The sequence below is a fragment of the Paenibacillus antarcticus genome, from assembly GCF_001637225.1.
GTDB classification, from domain to species: domain Bacteria; phylum Bacillota; class Bacilli; order Paenibacillales; family Paenibacillaceae; genus Paenibacillus_AQ; species Paenibacillus_AQ antarcticus.
The window spans coordinates 322,571-342,076 of the sequence record NZ_LVJI01000007.1 but is presented as its reverse complement, the minus strand read 5'-3'; the positions used below and the strand labels follow the sequence as shown (position 1 = coordinate 342,076).

General features: G+C 41.6%; 10 protein-coding genes and 1 pseudogene. 9 read left to right on the top strand and 2 right to left on the bottom strand.

Annotated elements, in window-relative coordinates; translation table 11 throughout:
- Positions 1–610 precede the first annotated feature (610 nt).
- Entirely contained in the window at positions 611–1,090 is a 480-nt protein-coding gene (rlmH, locus tag PBAT_RS07150; RefSeq protein WP_068647960.1) for a 23S rRNA (pseudouridine(1915)-N(3))-methyltransferase RlmH, read from the top strand.
- Between the two features lie 306 nt (positions 1,091–1,396).
- On the opposite strand, the gene PBAT_RS07145 is transcribed toward rlmH, so the two are convergent.
- On the bottom strand, positions 1,397–1,621 hold the full coding sequence (locus PBAT_RS07145; RefSeq protein WP_476739342.1) for an ATP-binding protein: 225 nt from the start codon (positions 1,619–1,621) through the stop codon (positions 1,397–1,399).
- 366 nt (positions 1,622–1,987) lie between these two features.
- Between PBAT_RS07145 and PBAT_RS07140 the strand changes: the two genes are divergently transcribed.
- From PBAT_RS07140 to PBAT_RS07130, 3 genes are all read left to right on the top strand, one after another.
- On the top strand, positions 1,988–3,553 hold the full coding sequence (locus PBAT_RS07140; RefSeq protein ID WP_068647956.1) for a histidine kinase N-terminal 7TM domain-containing diguanylate cyclase: 1,566 nt from the start codon (positions 1,988–1,990) through the stop codon (positions 3,551–3,553).
- A 668-nt stretch (positions 3,554–4,221) separates the two neighbouring features.
- Positions 4,222–8,514: an AAA family ATPase gene (locus PBAT_RS26210; RefSeq protein ID WP_068647954.1), complete on the top strand. Its 4,293-nt coding sequence runs from the start codon at positions 4,222–4,224 to the stop codon at positions 8,512–8,514.
- A 184-nt stretch (positions 8,515–8,698) separates the two neighbouring features.
- The gene (locus PBAT_RS07130) at positions 8,699–13,813 is read left to right on the top strand and encodes a fibronectin type III domain-containing protein (RefSeq protein ID WP_068647952.1); all 5,115 of its coding nucleotides are present in this window, start codon (positions 8,699–8,701) and stop codon (positions 13,811–13,813) included.
- Positions 13,814–13,875: 62 nt separating this feature from the next.
- Here PBAT_RS07130 and PBAT_RS24660 read toward each other — a convergent pair.
- Positions 13,876–14,173 (bottom strand): annotated as a pseudogene (locus PBAT_RS24660) (IS3 family transposase); the annotation flags it as partial.
- A 618-nt stretch (positions 14,174–14,791) separates the two neighbouring features.
- On the opposite strand from PBAT_RS24660, the gene PBAT_RS07125 reads away from it, so the two are divergent.
- From PBAT_RS07125 to PBAT_RS07105, 5 genes are all read left to right on the top strand, one after another.
- On the top strand, positions 14,792–15,358 hold the full coding sequence (locus PBAT_RS07125) for a TetR/AcrR family transcriptional regulator (RefSeq protein ID WP_068647950.1): 567 nt from the start codon (positions 14,792–14,794) through the stop codon (positions 15,356–15,358).
- A 125-nt stretch (positions 15,359–15,483) separates the two neighbouring features.
- Positions 15,484–16,605, top strand: coding sequence for an ABC transporter permease (locus PBAT_RS07120; RefSeq protein WP_068647948.1), 1,122 nt, complete (start codon positions 15,484–15,486; stop codon positions 16,603–16,605).
- Positions 16,605–17,327, top strand: coding sequence for an ABC transporter ATP-binding protein (locus tag PBAT_RS07115; protein WP_068647945.1), 723 nt, complete (start codon positions 16,605–16,607; stop codon positions 17,325–17,327). The genes PBAT_RS07120 and PBAT_RS07115 overlap by 1 nt, the downstream gene beginning before the upstream one ends.
- Positions 17,328–17,578: 251 nt before the next feature.
- A complete protein-coding gene (locus PBAT_RS07110; RefSeq protein WP_084402874.1) occupies positions 17,579–17,926 on the top strand; it encodes a TetR/AcrR family transcriptional regulator in 348 nt (115 codons plus the stop codon).
- A gap of 36 nt (positions 17,927–17,962) precedes the next feature.
- Complete coding sequence (locus PBAT_RS07105; protein WP_068647943.1) at positions 17,963–19,501, top strand: bifunctional GNAT family N-acetyltransferase/carbon-nitrogen hydrolase family protein; 1,539 nt, start codon at positions 17,963–17,965, stop codon at positions 19,499–19,501.
- Positions 19,502–19,506 lie beyond the last annotated feature (5 nt).

Here is a 19,506-nt window from a genome sequence, read left to right as displayed (position 1 = left end):
ATTGTTCTTCCGATCGCTGTTGTCCCCAGATTTCCTGATTGGATACCGCTACTCGCGGTAGAAATCCGGGGACAAAGGCGAACGCTGTCGCTTCTTCCAGAACAATTCCGTCCTCTACGCTGGTACCATGGAAACACTGTTCATACTCCGTATGGGTTAGATGCTTCGCATCGTTCAGATTCCTACAATGTAGTAGGGTCTCATTTCATCGCTAGGTGGGTGGGAATGTGAAGTTCATGGGCTAATGAAAGTACAAGTAAAAATACAAATAGAAATATAAGTATAAGTATAAGTGCAAAAGAAAAACACGATAATCAAACTTTTAGTTCTTACTGATTGAACTAAAAGTTTGATTATCGTGTTGGTAGCGTACGAGATTACATTACGCTTAACTAATGGATTTGATTTTTCGGTTATGGATTTATTGGTAATAGTTTGAACTACTAGTTAAATCGTAGATGTAGAACGATTAAGGGTGGAGTTCTTGAATGTGAAGACTATGGAAATAATGATGGATGTAAATTTAATCATGAGTACATGATTATTAAAAATATATAACGGTATTGTATATCGTTGAACGCATACATAAATGGTGGAGGTTGATTGAGTAGTGTTTATTCAGATTATTGGCGTGGGGAAGTTGAAAGAGAAGTATTTAGTTCTTGGGATTCAGGAATATGCTAAGCGGTTAAATCCGTACATTAAATTCCAAATGGTAGAGGTAGCGGATGAGAAGGCACCGGACACCTTAAGCGATGCTGAGGTGTCTATCGTTAAAGATCGCGAGGGCGAACGCATCCTCGCGCATATTAAGAGCGAGGCGCATGTCGTTGCGCTCGCTATTGGTGGCCAGCTATGGAGCTCGGAAGAGCTGGCTGCTGAGATCGATAAGCTCGGCACCTATGGGACGAGCCATATCGTGTTTGTTATCGGAGGAAGCCACGGGCTCTCCGATGCAGTACTGCGTCGCGCCCAGCAGAAGCTCAGCTTCGGGCGCATGACGTTGCCGCATCAGCTGATGCGGCTGGTGCTGACGGAGCAGGTGTATCGGGCGGTGAAGATTAATCGAGGTGAACCGTATCACAAGTAGGGCGAAATTTTTTCAAAGACCAAGATACACTTCAGACTTTTTTTGTTCCATAAACCACTCTTTTAATTAATATTTGTATTTCCCCAGCTGCTTGGATCATTTGCAAATGCAGGATAAGTATCCAAGTGGGGAAAGAGTAGCGTAACTGATAGCTAATAAGCGGGTTTCTTATCTGGTAAAACGAGTGCACAGTTTGAGCCAATAGCGTTTATAACTAAGGCGGAAATAACAGTTAATATCAAGCGCCTTACAAAATTCTAAATTGATTTAATTGAACTTATCTCGTACATGGGGAGACCTTTATAATTAGAAGTAAAACAAGTACCCATCCAATCGATGGGTACTTGTTTGCAATTCAATATAATTGATGAATTTCGTTGTCTCGCAATCCTCAGATGCGATTCCTCTGCCACGATCTCTGACAGTAATGTACACTGCACCCTCTTCTTCCGTTAATCCGACTCCAAGGAAATGCCTTTCATTCCCGTAACGAATGGGAATGTCCAGCAAGTTGCGAAATGCTCGTTCGATAAGCGGCTGATTGCTTCTATATATATGTATAGCTGTTGAAACTGTTTACAGTAGGATAACTACAGACTTCTCTTTCTTAATTTTTTCAAGAAATTTTGTAATGTTGTACTAACTATTTGGTGATCGGTAAAGACGAAACAGTAATCATAGCATTACTGCTTCGCGAAATGTGTTGCTACTGTCATGAGTGTCATGCTAAGTTAAAAACAATCTATTTCATGAAGCAATAATCAATACGATGTGGGTAGTACAGGCACAATAGTGATGTGGACCGAATCCTGTACATGGTTTAAGGAACACATCAACATCTTATGTTAATCGTGTTAACGTAAAGATAAATGTATTGTATGAAAGTGGGTATAACTATTGGATTCGAAGCTAGCAGCATATATAACATTAGTTTGTACTTCGGCTGTTCTGAATTTGTCTATACTTGTCTATACTTATTGGAGGAGACATTATTATACAAATATCGCTAATTTGTTCATGTGGAATACATTAACTTCAATGATTTATTGCTTTGGTTATGCCTTTAGCTTAATATCGACTTCGTTAGAACAACTTAGATTTTGGAATATTGTACAGTATGTAGGGATGCCATTTTTCCCTCCGTTAGGATTATTGTTTGTCATGCAATATTTGGGTTATAAAATAACGAGAAAAAGAATAATCGCTTTACTTACAATGCCTTGTTTTACTTTTCTCATCAATGTAACAAATGAATCCCATCATTTTTACTATAGAATATATGATATCCATTCGGTGCTTGGGGCTCCATATAGTGAGATTGAATATGGGGCATGGTTTGCTGTACATAATATTTACATTTTCAGCTGTATGTTAGCTGCGCTCTTATTGCTACTTTCACGCTGGAAGGAAACCGTTAGTGTATATCGATCTCAATTATTTGCCCTCATCTGCGGTCAATTGCTTCCAATAGTGACTGCATTTTTATTATTCATAGGAGTGACACCCGATGGTATCGATCCTGTACCAATGGTTATTTGGTTTTCTTCTGTTTTGTACCTTTGGTCTATTACTTCCTCTCGAATGCTATCAATTATGCCAGTTGCGAAGGAAACGATCTTTAATAGTATGAACGATGGTGTCATTGTGCTTAATGATACCTATCAATTAATCGAATATAATCAAGCATGTAAAATTATGTTTAGTGAATTGGATCGATCAACGTTAGGGCAGCCATTTGATCAAGTTTGGTATATGCTAACGGATCAATCATTCCCTGTACAATTAGATACGATCTCAGATAAATTGAATGTTACGATTCATCAAGCTAATTATATTTATCAGCTACGTATTTCTATGCTTCAACAATCAAATAATAACTCTGGCTTACTAATTATATTTACGGATATAACAGAGCTACATACATTACAACAAAAGTTAGAGCATCAAGCCTATTATGATGATCTTACACAAATATACAATCGTCGTGCCTTTTTCCAGAAAAGTGAGCAAAGCTTAATGAAAGCAAAGGGTGAACTGTCATCCTTTGTGATTATTCTATTTGATATTGATCTTTTCAAAAAAGTGAACGACACTTATGGGCATCAAACCGGAGATCAAATGCTAGTACATGTGGCTCAAATATGTAAGGCTGAGATGGGAGAACATATACTATTTGCTAGATATGGTGGTGAAGAATTTATACTCGCTTTACCTGGCTATACACTAGCGGAAGGGGAAAAGTTCGCTAATTACCTTAGATTTTGCATTGAACAGAAGCCTCTAGTTGAAAATGGGAAATTGGTATCGGTTACCTCCAGTTTTGGAGTATCCGTAACGACAGGAGCTGTGGAGGAAACAATCTATCAACTTCTTCAAAAAGCTGATGAAGCACTTTATGCTGCCAAAAGAGCAGGTCGAAATCAAGTGCGGGTTTTTACTGAAAAGTACGAATTTGTGGAATAGTACAGCAAAATATTCAGAAAACCAGAAAAAGTTTTGAATAAATTTCCATTGACATGCAAATTAAAATAGAGGCGTACATCGGAGCCGTGGATTGTTCTTCACCGGCATCCATATTCTCGTCTTTTTCGGGATTAAGCCACACCTTTTCAGCGGCACTGAAAATTATGACAGAGTTAAAAAAGCTAATCGTGGATGCATTAATCTACCGGAATTATCTAAAGCATTCAGACCAATGTAGTTACAAAGCTAAAAGTATGAGAATTACCTGTATTTCGCTCTATAGATGTTACGGTGAACCGTATCATAAATAAGTGCTAGGAAATATAAGTGTAACTTACATATCTATAGGGGCTCTATATCAAGAAAAATATTCATGGGTTCATAGTTGCAAAATTATTCACTTTCCGTTTGTAAAATACTATAGTCTCTCAATTGAGTAAGATCTTGAGAGAGTGCAAAACGAGGTTTAGGTGGAGTAGTTATTGGGCAGAAGGACAAGCCGGATTTGAGGATAAACGTGGAGATGTTATCCACATAGGGCTGAAACAATCCGAAGGGGGCTTCTGTAAAATAATTAGAGAACTCCTTTGTGAAAATGAAATGTGATAAACTACATACTAGTTACTCAAATAATTCCTAAAATGTTACAAATAACGAGGGTTGAATACATGAGACGAACAGATGATAAAAGTCTAAAAGAATGGATGACGGGTCCTTTACTTGAATTGGAATCCTTTGTTCGAGTGGCTGTTACATTGGCAGATATGGTGTACAAGGCACATAAACAGAATGAGATTATTGGAGTAATAAACCCTGCAAATATTAGAGTTCAAATCGATGCATCCTTGGCTAAAATAACGGAGATTGTCGAGTCCAATTTTGCTTATAAATCTCCTGAGCAGACAGGGAGAATGAATCGCACACCGGATAAACGCAGCGATCTCTATGCGTTGGGTGTTATTTTCTATGAAATGCTGACGGGTCAGCTTCCTTTTCAAAACCAAGATCGGCATGATTGGGGATCTGTGCATATTTCTCAGTCTCCTCGTCCGATGGTTGAAATTCGACCCGAGTTAGAAGGGCCGCTTCAAGCGATAATCCTGAAGTTACTTGCAAAGTCGCCTGAAGACCGCTATCAGAGCGCATATGGTTTACTTCATGATTTAAAGAAATGTCATTCGATGTTGGAACAACACGGGACACTTTTGCCATTTGAGTTAGGTAAATTTGACGAAGCTAGTATATTTCGAATTACGGACTCACTATTTGGAAGAAATGCTGAAATGGATCAGCTTCAGCTTGGGCTTGAGAAGGCAGTCTCGGGAAGCTCTGTTATGATATATGTTACAGGTAGTGAGGGCGTAGGCAAGACCTCTCTTATTCAACAATTTAAACAAAGAGTTATAAGGCAAGGTGGTCGATTCATCGAGGGGAAATGTGATCCGCCCAGTGGGCAGCATAGGCTATTTGATCCTATCGTGCAAGTACTTCTCCAATGGATCGAGCAACTCTGGAGTGAACCAGCTACTTCAATTACAGCTGTAAAGAAACGGATGAATCAACTACAACTACTGGAACAAGAAGCTGAATTGCTTATGGAGATTCTTCCTGAATCCAGAGCATTGTTAAACAATCCTGTGAACAGCTTGAACAGCTTGAACAGCTTGAACAGCTCTTCTACAAACTTTTCAGATGCGGAAACTCGAATCAGTAAATTGCTTCTTTTATTGTTAAGATGTTTTGCTGAAGCGTTGCAACCGCTAGTGATATTTCTGGAAGATCTGCAATGGGCGGATGATGAGACATTAGTAGTTTTGGAACAACTAATACATAATGAAGCGTTCACAGGTTTGATGTTTATTGGTACTCAGCATAAGGCGCTTATGAATAATCGAGTGGAACATATGGAGTTAAACGCGTTGTATTACGATGATGTGAGGCAATGGTTATCTAGTATTGTGCATGAGGATACAACCCGTACCCGTTTGTTGGCTAGTGCTATGTATGATGAGACGGGAGGGAATCCTCGTGCTTTGCGACAGCTTCTAGTCAGTTGGTACGAAGAGAAGAAGTTGTTTTATGATGAGAAGCAGCATCGATGGATGTGGAATGAAGAGATTAAGGGCCAGATGGATGAATCTTCAGAGGGTTTCCGTTTGTATAAGGAAGGCTTTGACAGGCTCACGGAAGAGACCAAGAATATTCTATCGATTGCAGCAGCAATAGGTTCGAGCTTCTCACCGTCCGTGCTTGCAGAAGTATGTGACTACTCCCTGACAGATACGCTTCGCCTACTACAACCAGCAGAGATAGAGGGAATCATTTGTTATGAAGATGAAGAAGACGCAGAGAACACAGATGAGACCAAATATATGTTTTTACATATTCAGGTACAGCAAATGGTTTATAAGACTACGGGTGACAGTCAGAGTAAATGGCATTTAGCAATCGGGCGTGTACTGAAGCGATGTAGCCCAGATTGGCCCAATGATGCAATGTTCGATGCAGTCGATCAATTGAATTTAGGCATGAATGCAATGGCAGCACTAGAGAAGCTGGAACTTGGTCAATATAATTTCCATGCTGGCACGAGGGCTTATTATGCCGAGAATTTAACAGAAGCGAAGAAGTATTTTGAAACGGGTTTGAATCTTGCTCTAGAAGAAGATAGTGAGCCGGATTCAATCGTTTGTCAGATTATTTTGAGATTAGCTATATGTGAGCATATAGGTGGGAATATAGAGCAAGCAAAAGTTCTTTTTGATCAATTAATGAATCAAGAACATAAGCTGAATAAGGTAGATCGCTACCGACTTTATTTGAATCAAATAGAAGTGCGTACTTTTGATAATAGCGAATTGGCCGTTCAGATCGGGAGAGAGGCACTCGCTGAGTTCGATTGGATCGTACCGAAGAAGGTCTCCAAAGGGACTGTGCTTAAAGAGATTCTGCTTACACAAACTGCCTTGTATAGAATGCGTAATAAGCTGCATCTCTTGCAGATCAATGAAGATGAAGAATATCTTGCTATGTCTGGGCTTATTTTGGGGCTTTCTGTGGCTCTGCTTGTATATAATCCGGAATTATACATTGTCTTATGTGCCAGATTTATTCGCTATGGAATAAAACGAGGTACCAATGAGTCGTTAATGACCATTGTAGTTATTTATGAAATGTTTCTGCAGAGAGGGGCTCCTGGGCTATACCAAGCTTTTCCAACCCGTACACTTGATTATCTGCAGACAACTACTTTTGTCAGAACCGATAAGAATTATCGCATCCCGTATGCAATCGGGTTATTCAAACAATTGGAGGATCCTATTGAAGCTACCAGTTACTTAGAGAAGGCAATGCGAAGAGGACTGGAATCCGGCGATACCACTTTTACTAATTTGGCCATGATTACTTGTGTGGTTACACATAATGAGAGTGTACATGCTTTATCTAAGCTGATCGCTTTCATTGATGGTAAGTCAATTCAGATTATGGATGATAAGACACTTGGCTTAATGCAGAATGCCAAAGCGTATTGTGAAGCTCTACAAGATGAGACGATACAAGAACGATATGTTTCTGTAAATGGAGCAGAAAATCAGGAGGAAGATGACAATTATAGCTGTATTAATAAGCTTGTAGTTGCCTATCTTGCAGGTAAGTATTCGGTAGGAATATGCTGGGCTGAACGGGGAAGACAGCAGGAGCTAGATTTAGACTGGGTGCAAAATCGCAAATTGCGAGTGTATGAAGCTTTATGTCTTGCTGCAAGTTATCGAAGTGCGAACTTGGAAGAACAGAGCTATACTATACAACGATTAAAAAAATTATCTCGACAAATGAATAAATGGATAGGGTATTTGGGCCGAAATTCCTCGGCGCATCTTCTGATCCAAGCTGAATGGAAGCGGTTAAGAGGATATAAGGCTGCTTCACAGCAAGATTACGAAGTAGCAATAAAGAAAGCCAAAGAAGAGCAACAGGGCCTAATAGAAGCTATATCTTGCGAGCGACTTGCGAACTACTATACGGAGCTTGGCAGCCAGAATGGGGCAGCTATTCTGCTCATGAATGCATGTATGGCCTATTCTGTCTGGGGGGTAACTGCTAAAGTAAATCAGATCAAGCACAAGTATCCTGATTTATGGTGGTATGCGTCCAAAGAACAGGAAGAATTGCCAAATCGAGCGAAGATTGAGCTACAGGAACAAGCTTCACTCACGGAGATAGCTGTTACACAGGACACGACATATGATTCTGAGGAAGAACTATTAGAACAAATTGTCCAATGGTCAAGTAAACAGGATACCAATTTGCTAGAACAGTTTCTCGTGATCACACTTAGTCAATTGGGTGCAGATCGGGGATATATCTTAAGTAATAGGGGGAAAAGCTTTCACATTGAAGCTCAGGCTGGGAGAAAAGAGGTCTCTAGTGTGTATCCTGAGTATATACTTCGTCATGTGACTATGACGGGTGAAACTGTGATGTTAGGTGATGCTACTCAGAGTTATTATATGAAAGACCCATATCTTGAATATTCAGCGCCATGCTCTATCCTCTGTATGCCTATGCGTTTACCGGGAAATAATGTGTCCTTGCTGCTATATTTAGAAAATACACAAGTGACAGGTGTTTTTACACAAAGAAGTTTAAGTGTGCTAGAGCTGATGATCACCCGATTGACTTATCTGCATTTACAGGGGCATTCTTCTGCGGATGCAAGAGATGTCATTCAGCCTGCTGTGAATTCCAACAATCCGCAGCTACTCATAGAGCCGCTTACGAAGCGTGAAGTTGAAGTGCTAATCGCTTTGACTGAAGGTTTGTCGAATAAGGAAATTGCTGTGAAGTTAGGCATTGGGGAAGCGACAGTAAAAACACATATCATCAATCTTTATAGTAAGCTCGGCGTCAAGCGTCGTGGACATGCTATCATTCGAGCGAAAGAGCTACAGATTGTGTGAAAATTGTCTAATGTTAGAAACTGGTGCTTATTAGCATCAGTTTTTTTGTTTTTTCGACATTTTTTCGTCATCTACACCTTTTGGTTGATACAATTTTCGCTCATTTCTACTAAGATTTAGGGTGATTAACGGTTTAGTTGGTCGCATTATGAGATTAGAAATTGAAGGAGATGTAATAATAGCTATGAAATTCAGATCTAGTGTTTTGAAAAAATTTGCTGTAATCGGTATGGCAGTGCTACTTATGTTAACCTCTATACCAATTACTACAATTGAGGCAGCAGCACCTGGTCTTGCTCTGGGATCTTTTAAAAGTCCTCATGGGATTACTGTTGATGCTGGTGGCAATATCTATGTATCAGATAGGTTAAATAATCGCGTTCAGAAATTAATGGTAAGTACAGGGACATGGCAAGAATGGACATTTATAAAGGGTACAGCTGAACCTGGCTCTGCTCCTGGCCGTTTTTGGAATCCTCAAGGTATAGCTATTGGTCCAAGCGGAGCACTATATTTAGCTGATTCAAGTAATAACTACATTCAGAAGTTTCAAGGTGGATCGTGGAGCGCTTTCAATGCTTTCGGTAATAATTCTGATACGGCCCCTACTTCTGCAGTTGGAAGATTTAAAGGACCCAATGACGTTGCTGTAAGTAATGATGGGATTGTTTATGTGCTAGATTATAATAATAATCGTATACAATACATTGGGGAGAACCAATCAACTTGGACAATAATCGGAAATAATGGTAATAGTGGATCAAGTGGCACTGCAGTTGGGCAACTTTCCATGGCAACTGGAATTGCAACAGATTCTAATGGGAATGTATATGTAGCCGATAATGGGAACAAAAGAATTCAAAAGTATGATCCGAATGCAGCTACTAAATGGAGTGTGTTTAAGGAAGATTTTAAAGCTTCAGCAATTGCAATCGATTCCGCAGATAATATTTATATTAGTAATGGCGTATACAATGAGTCATATATTCAAAAATACTCAGCGGATACTCAAACATGGACTCAAATAGGCAGTCAAGGAACCGAATTAGGACAGTTTAGTTCTATAGCTGGTTTAGCTACAGATACAACAGGTAACCTTTACGTAACAGATTCAAGCAATAATCGAATACAAAAGTTAACTGTTAATACGGGAACATGGAAAGAATGGCCAATAGTATTAACTGTCCCTGCCGCACCGACAGGCGTGACGGCAACAGCGAGTAATAGAGAAGCTAGTGTTAGCTTTACAGCACCATCTAATAATGGTGGCGCTAATATAACTCAATATAAAGTGACAGCTAGTCCAGGTGGAATAACTCAAACAGGAACAACAAGTCCAATCACCGTAGCCGGCTTAACGAATGGAACAGCGTATACCTTTACGGTGACGGCGACGAATAGCCAGGGTACATCAGTGGCATCAACGCCATCATCAAATGTTACCCCTGCAACTGCACCAGATGCGCCGACAGAAGTGACAGCAACAGCAGGCAACAAACAAGCAACTGTTAACTTTAAAGCACCAAGCAATACGGGAGGAAGTGCGATTACTGAATATACAGTGAATGCGATTTCTGAGGGGAATCTTCTTGTAACTAAAACAGGAACGGCAAGCCCAATCACCGTAACTGGCTTAACGAATGGAACAGCGTACACATTTACGGTGACGGCAAAGAATAGTGTAGCTACATCAGTGGCATCTGAACCTTCTCCAAGCGTAAAACCAGTCTCCGTTCCAAGTGCGCCGACAGGCGTAACGGCAACAGCTAATAATGGAGAAGCTAGTGTTAGCTTTACAGCACCAGCTGATACTGGAGGACTTGCGATTACCGAATATAAAGTGACCGCAAGCTCATCAGGCAATCCTCCTGTAACTCAAACAGGAACAACAAGTCCAATTACCGTAACCGGCTTAACGAATGGAACAGCGTATACCTTCACTGTGAAAGCAACGAATAGCGTTGGCACATCAGTGGCATCAACGCCATCATCAAGTGTTACCCCTGCGACCGCGCCAGATGCGCCGAAAGACGTGACAGCTATAGCTGGTAGTAAACAAGTAACTGTTAGCTTTACAGCACCAGATAATAATGGTGGAAGTCCAATCACCGAATATACAGTGACCGCTAGTTCAACAGGTAATCCTTCGGTTACTAAAACAGGAACAGTAAGTCCAATCACCGTAATAGATTTAACGAACGGAACAGCCTACACCTTTACGGTGACGGCAAAGAATAGCGTTAGCACATCAGCGCCATCAGCGGCTTCAACAAGCGTAACGCCAGTTTCTGTTCCAGGTGTGCCAACGAATGTGACAGCGACAGCAGGTAATGCATCAGCAACCGTTACGTTTACAGCACCAGCTGATAATGGAGGGCTTGCGATTACTGGATATAAAGTAACTGCAAGCTCATCAGACAATGCTCTTGTAACGCAAACAGGATCAGGAAGCCCAATTATTGTAACAGGATTAACAAACGGAACAGCGTATACATTCACTGTGACGGCAACAAATAGCCAAGGTACATCAGAGTCATCAGAGTCATCTTCAAGTACTACTCCTGCGACTGCACCCGATGCGCCGACAAACGTACTGGGGATAGCAGGTGATAAAAGTATAGGAGTTTTCTTCACAATGCCAAGCAACACGGGTGGAAGTCCGATTACCGAATATACAGTGACAGCTAGTTCATCAGGCAATCCTCCTATAACTCAAACAGGAACAACAAGTCCAATCACCGTAACCGGCTTAACGAATGGAACAGCGTACACCATTACGTTGACAGCAAAGAATAGCGTTAGCACATCAGTGCCATCAGCAGCTTCAACAGGCGTAACGCCGGTTTCCGTTCCGGGTGTGCCAACGAACGTGACAGCGACAGCAGGCAATAAAGAAGCAAAGGTTACATTTACAGCACCATCTGATAATGGAGGACTTGCGGTTACTGAATATACAGTGACATCTAGCCCAGGTGGGATTACAGCAACAGGACCCACAAGTCCAATCACAGTAACAGGCTTAACGAACGGAACAGCGTATACGTTTATTGTGACAGCAACAAATAGCCGAGGTACATCAGCGCAATCAGTATCTTCATCAAGTGTTACTCCTGCAACTGCACCTGATGCGCCGACTGACGTAACAGCGTCAGCAGGAAGTGGGAAAGCAACAGTTAGCTTTAAAGGACCAAGCAATATAGGTGGAAATCCGATCACCGAATATAAAGTAACGTCAAATCCAGGTGGGATTATAGCAACAGGAACAGCAAGTCCAATCACCGTAACAGGGTTAACGAACGGAACAGCCTACACCTTTACGGTTACGGCAAAGAATAGTGTTAGCGCATCAGCGCCATCAACGGCTTCAACAAGCGTAACGCCAGTTTCTGTTCCTGATGCACCTACAAATGTATTGGCAACAGCAGGAAACGGAGATGTTTCTGTTAGCTTTACTGCGCCAGTCGACAACGGAGGAAGTTCAATTATTAACTACGAATTGACTGTATCTCCTGGAGGAAATACTTTCACAGGAACATCAAGTCCAATCATCGTAACAGGCTTAACGAATGGGATCTACACTTTTACAGTGACGGCGATAAATAGTGTGGGAAAATCTATGCCATCATCAAGTTCAGATTCTGTAACATTAGTGAATCCAGAGGTTCAAAGTGTTAACGTCTTACCAGCAGCAGTAGAAGTGAAACAAGATCAAACACAGCAATTGAATGCGACTGTTATTGCAGTTGGTGGAGCGGACAAAACTGTAAAATGGCTAGTTGGCGATGATTATTTCGGTACCGATGTTACAGTAAATGAATCAACAGGCTTGGTATCCATCGCTTCTAATGCAGAGCTCGGAAATTATACCATTATCGCAGAATCCATATTCGACTCTAACAAATATGGAACAGCAACGATAACGGTTACCGATCAAACAGTAGAGCCAGAAGTTTTGAATGTAAACATTAATCCAGCTACTGCAAATGTAGAACAAGGTCAAATACAGCAATTGAATGCCATTGTGTCAGTGCAGGGTGAAGCTTCTAAGGAAGTAATGTGGACAAGCAGTGATGATTCTAAGGTAATGGTAGATCATACTGGATTAGTAACAGTAGTATCAAATGCTCAGCTAGGCGACTATACAATCACAGCAACATCAACAGCAAATTCTGCTAGATCAGGATTAGCTACGATAACCGTAACAGAAGCGCCTACACATCCATCTGTAACAAATGTGAGCGTTGATCCATCAACAGCAAGTGTAGTTCAAGGTTCAAGCAAGCAGTTGACAGCAACTGTAACAGTATTGGACGGCGCGTCACAAGAGGTTTTATGGACAAGCAGTGACAGCAATAATAAAGTAAGCGTTAATGCAAGTGGATATGTAACAGTAGCTTCTGATACACCAATTGGCAATTACATCATTGCAGCTACGTCAAAATTCGACTCAACCAAAAAAGCATCAGCAACGATAACGGTAACGACAGCGACACCTGATCCAGGACCAGGACCAGGTAATGGTGGAACTGGAGGTTCTGGAGGAACAGGTGGTGGCTCTGGCGGATCGAATCCTATTTCAGGATCTGTAACAACGCCTACTCCAAAGCCAACGCCAGAACCTGAAAAGCCTCAGGGTGATGTGTTCAGTGGTAATGTTGTGGATGCTACTAAGCTCGTGAACATGATTGCTTCTAAGATAGCAGAAGCTAATCAATCAGGGGTTAAGAATGAGCTAACAGATGTCAAAGGACATTGGGCAGCATCGACTATTGATCTGTTCGTGAAGCTTGGGGTAATTAAGGGCTATAGTGATGGTAGTGTTAATCCGAATGGCCAACTCACTCGTGCAGAATTCGCATCTATCATTTCACGTCTATTTGACATCGGCAGTAGTACTACGGGTCAAACCGTTGCACTGAACGATATCAGCAATCACTGGGGGAAAGATGCGATCAAGGATCTTGCGAGCTTAGGAGTTATTAGCGGCTATGGCAATGGAGAATTCAAGCCAAATCAAACAATCAGTCGTGAAGAAATCGTTATGATTCTATCACGCATAATAAAATTAGATAGCTTGAACAAAGATGCATCCAAAGGTAAATTCTCCGATATTTCCAGTGCAAGTTCATATGCTATGAACGCAATTCAGAATGCAGCACAGTCTGGAATTATTAATGGTAAGAATGACGGGAACTTTGATCCACAAGGGAAGGCAACTCGTGCAGAGACCCTAACGATCTTACTTAATGTATTGGAGCTCCAGCCAGAAGTGAAGAAGCTACTGGAGAGCTTAATTTAAATTGTTATATCAAAAAGATAGTATCCCATGTGAAGTGACCCCATAAAGTTAGACAGGTTATTTTATTGAGCAGCTATTTGGGAATGAGTTCGGTATTTTACCGGACTCATTCCTTTTAATTTTGCCTTGATTCGTTTGTGATTATAGTAGTCAATATATTTTTCGAGTTCTTGTTTAAAGTGTTCTACACTCTCGAATGACTTTAACATAGAGGAACTCTGATTTCATAATACCGAAAAAGGTTTCTAACACTGCATTGTCGTAACAATTACCTTTACGAGACATGCTTTGCGTAATTACGTACTTACTTAGCGTGTGACGATACTTCTTCATTTGGTAATGCCAATCTTGATCTGAATAATAGGGCGAAATATTTAAGAGATTCTGTGTAAAACTGATAACATTAACACTTGATAAACCCAAAACACCTAAAAGGTAAGTGGAGAAATGAATTATGAAGCCATGTCTATTATTTAATCTAAGCTTGCGTATCCGTCTTTGCTATTTTTAATGGTACATTTTAGTAAATGTGGTGTGTTCGTATCTTTAGTGAGACTTTAGGATATTACGGATCCAATCATGTTATTTATCTAGCAGAATTGGATACTGAACTGATTGGCTGGATTCACGCTCAAGTTCGTTTTTTGATCGAATCACCTTCATTTACTGAGATCGGTGGTCTTGTTTCGGGCAGTGCCTATAAACATATGCTATACTGATAATAAATAAAATTGAGGTAGGTTTCTTTTGAATTTACAATATTAATCTATTGCGTGAAGATAACTTTTAAGGTAGCGTCAAGAATTTTGTGTAAATGAAAAAAAACTTCTCTTGTAGAAGACTGCGTTAGTCCATGATGGTGAACATGGCTTGGAGTTCAGCAAGAGCTTGATCAAAGCCAATATGACAACGTGTAGCGAAGTTGCGTGGCAACTCACTTCTAACACAGATCTTATATGATGAAAAGGAAGAGATTCATTGGGAAGAAAACAATCTTTTACTGAGACAGAGCTACTGGATACGACAAAAAAATTACTGCTTGAGCATGGCTACGACGGTTTTCATCTCAAGCTGCTCTCACAGCATCTGTCCGGAGCCCGGAGCACTATTTATCAATATTACTCTAATAAAGAAGAGATAGTTGCTGCTTGTATGAAGCGCGTAATAGCAACGGTATTAGAAAAATCATCAGCAATTGATGAGACTGATCCTATGGTCGCTCTCGAGCAGTTACTTCTCATTTACGTAGAAGAGTCTACGCTCCATCAACTTTTAGGGGATTCTGGTAAAATTAACACTGCTAATTCTTCTGCAGCAGCGAGAGATCTTGAATTTATTGAGGAAGCACATATGACCCTTAAAATTCAATTATCACGCTTGTTTGAACGCGCACAACAGGATAAATGCCTGCGGCAAGATATCCCATTGCCTGCACTTATTGGTGTTTTTTTTAACTTAATAAATACGCCTAATATGCTTAATATCCCTTTGCCTGATTGGGGAAAGCTGTTGTTTCAAATCTGGATCGGGGGAGCCAAGAGCTAGCCTCAGTCTTGGAATTAATTTGACACAAGTGTCATTTATAATGTTTAATTTATGAGACAAGTGTGATAGCGTTATGAAATTGACACTAGTGTCAAAAACTTTAGAGATAAGGAGTTGAAAAGAAAATGTTTTTAGCTATGAAGGAATTGATGCATAGTAAAATGAGATTTTTAATGATTGTCATTATTTTTGTACTAATAGCTTGGTTGGTATTCATTTTATCTGGTTTGGGGAATGGATTATCTACGCTAGCTGCGTCAACATTCAAGACAATGAAAGCTGATTATGTCATCTTTGAAGAAGGGTCGCAGTCTTCAATGGGCAAGTCGTTACTGTCTGATCAATTGATGACGGAAGTGGAGTTGCTACCAAATGTGAGTGCTGCCGCACCCATGGGAACAACGATGGCAACGGCGCTGAAGGAGCAAAGCACCAAGAATGAAGATAAGGTGGACATCGCGATAATAGGAATTAACCCAGGAAGCTTCTTGGAACCGGCTATCATAGAAGGGGAAAGCCTATCTTCCGGGAACCCTACAGGTGTCGTGGTGAATTCAACCATGAAGGATGAGGGCTATAACATTGGTGACATTTTTCAGTTAGATGGAACGACGGAATCATTGACGATTATCGGATATGTCGAGAATCAGACCTATAACCACGTTGCATCAGTATTTACTCCAATGGCTGAATGGCGGAAGATTACCTTCGCGGCTCCGGGTTCGGATAAAGGAGTTGCAGGGCCTGTTAATGCGATTATGTTACAAGGCAAGGATATCGATCCAGATTTAATTAATAGTAAGCTATCAAATACGGATACGGTTACCCGAGCAGCAGCCGTTCAAGGAATGCCAGGGTACAAAGAAGAGAACGGTACTATTTTAATGATGCTTGCATTTCTGCTCGCTATCTCCGCATTCGTGCTTGGTGTGTTCTTTTATGTAATTACGATGCAGAAGACCAATCAGTTCGGCATTATGAAAGCTATAGGTGCTAGTAACAGATTTTTGGGCAAAGCTATTGTGTCACAAGTGTTCGTGCTTTCGCTAACTAGTATTGTAGTTGGAATTCTACTGACCTATGGAACAGCTGCTATTATGCCGAAGGGTATGCCATTCAAGCTGGAAACTAGTCTTGTGGTCACGTATTCTGTTATCTTGTTAATTATCGCTATGTTAAGTTCGATGGTATCTGTTCGCAAGATTACAAAGATTGATCCGCTCAAAGCGCTCGGGAGGGTTGAATAATGACTAAGGGATTGCAAATGAGTGAAGTCACAAAGTATTACGCCGAAGGAAGCAATCGGATCGCGGCACTCGATCATGTATCAATATCAGTGGAGCCAGGTGAATTTGTTGCTGTAGTTGGACCGTCCGGGTCTGGTAAAAGTACGTTCTTATCCATTGCTGGAGCACTGCTTAAGGCCTCCGAAGGGGATATAAAGCTGAATGGGTATAATATCTCTACGCTTACTGCGAAGGAACTATCTAATATAAGGTTACAAGAAATCGGATTTATTATGCAATCATCGAATTTGGTTCCCTATTTAAATGTTCTTGATCAATTGCTAATAGTAAAAAGGATGTCGGGAAAGGTTAAAAGGGAGGATAAGGAATTTGCAACTAAGTTGCTGGAAGAGCTAGGCCTGGGCTCGAAGTTAAAAAGCCTACCGGAAGAGCTATCAGGTGGTGAGAAGCAACGGACAGCGATTGCTCGTGCTTTGATTAATAATCCCAACATCATCAATCCCAACATCATCTTGGCGGATGAGCCGACAGCAAGTTTGGATACCAAGCGCGCCCATGAAGTGGTCAGTCTAATTGCGCAAGAGGTGAAGTCACGCCAGAAAGCGGCGATTATGGTTACCCATGATGAGCGTATGCTTGAATATTGCGACAAGGTATACCGGATGGAAGATGGGAAATTGTTATTGGCGGAATCATCAAGATCAGTGGTAACCCATGGTTGAGTTTTTTCTTTCCCTTCATCTTACAGCACTTTCCTTCTGGATTGGTTAAGTGTTAACGATTGCTGCTATGCTGTTGCTAATGAGAAAACAGATGACGAATCGAAATTCCAGAAATGTGTGTTGATGTTGTACGGATTATTATCGAGCGCTGCCAGAAGTCACATCGGCATAGGGTGGCTTTTAAATTAAGTTCACCTGAATACATAAAAACCATTGACTGTTCGAACAAACAGTATTGGAGTGAGCAATCAATGATTAAAACACAATCGCCGAACCAGGATGAACGAAGAAGCGCCATCATGCAAGCGGCATTCACGTCATTCGGTCAGGTGGGCTACACGAAAGCGACCATGAAAGACATTGCGGCCAAGGCGGGAGTGGATCAAGGGCTGATCGGGTACCATTTCAGCATGCAAGAGACGCAGCTGGTCGAAGTGGTCAGGGAGTGGATGATCAACAAAGGAATGAAGGCGGCCTTCGCGAAGCTGGATCTGCACGTATCTCCTGGAGTGCCGATTCGTCAAACAAGGTGTTATTACGAAAATTTCTGCATTTTCCGTCCCCCAAATAATAAAAGGACAAGAAACAATGTGGTATAATTTAGTTAAACACATTTATAAAGGGGTCTCGTTTTTATGACAACCGATCAAATCTCGCAATTCGAAAAGAAAATTATCATCCGCAACATTGAACGCGAAGATTTCGATAAAATTATCGCGTTGCAAAATATTTGTTTTCCGAACATGGGTCCCTGGAAGCTGGATCAACTGGAAAGTCACGTCCGTACGTTTCCCGATGGTCAAATGTGCGTCGAGCTCGACGGTGATATTATCGGCTCCTGTTCTAGCCTGATCGTGAACTTTGACGATTATTTGGAGCAGCATACGTATTCCGAAATCACGGACAAGGGTTATATTCGCAACCATAACCCCCGGGGCGGGAACCTCTATGGGATGGAAGTCATGGTTCATCCAGATTTCCGTCGCATGAAGATCGGCAGAAGGTTATATGAGGCAAGGAAACGGCTGGCGGAGCAGCGTAACCTCAAGAGTATTATCGTAGGGGGTCGCATCCCGGGGTATCACAACTATTCCGATAAGCTGTCGCCAAGAGCTTACGCGGAAGAAGTGTTGCAGCAGAATATCTACGATCCGGTGCTGACTTTTCAGATGATGAACGGATTTACGCTGAAGAGGATCATTACCAATTATTTGTCCGATGACGCCGATTCCGAGAATTTCGCGGCCCTGTTAGAATGGAATAATATCGAATACAAGCCGAGCATCAACAAGACGCTTTATAAAATGTCTTTCCCCGTCCGCATTTGCGTGGTCCAGTATATGATGAAGAAGATCGATTCTTTCGAGGAATTCGCCAACCAGTGCGAGCATTACGTGGACGTGGCATCGGATTACAAGTCCGATTTCGCCGTTTTCCCCGAGAACTTCACCATGCAGCTGCTTTCCTTTTTGGATGAACGGTCTCCGAGCTTGGCCGTCCGGAAGCTTACGACTTATACTACCAACTATGTGGAGTTATTTTCCGAACTCGCAGTCAAGTACAACGTAAATATTGTAGGCGGCTCCCACTTCGTTGAGAACAATAACCGGATTTATAACGTCGCTCACTTGTTCCGCCGGGACGGCTCAATTGAGCAGCAATACAAGCTACATATTTCTCCGAACGAGCGGAAGTGGTGGGGCATCAACGGGGGTAGTTCACTCGGGGTGTTCGACACGGATTGCGGTAAAATATCGATTCAACTCAGCAGTGACATCGAGTATCCGGAGTTGTCCCGTATCGTCGCGGAGGAGGGAGCGCAGATTATATTCGTTCCTTTCTGCGCGGAAGATCGACAGACGTTCCTGAGGGTGAAGTACTGCGCACAGGCCAGAGCGATTGAGAACCAAGTGTTCATTGTGACCGCGGGAACAGTAGGAAATCTAACCCATGTGGAGAACGTAGACATTCAGTATGCCCAGTCCGGTATCTATACGCCGGCTGATTTCTCCTTCTCACGCGACGGCATCGCGGGGGAGTGCAGCGAGAATACGGAGACAGTCATCATGGCTGAGGTAGACATGGAAACGCTCGAAAGGTACCGTAAGTCCAATGATGCATTGTCGTTCAAGGATCGCCGGACGGACATCTATTCCTTACAAATTCGAACTTAAAACAT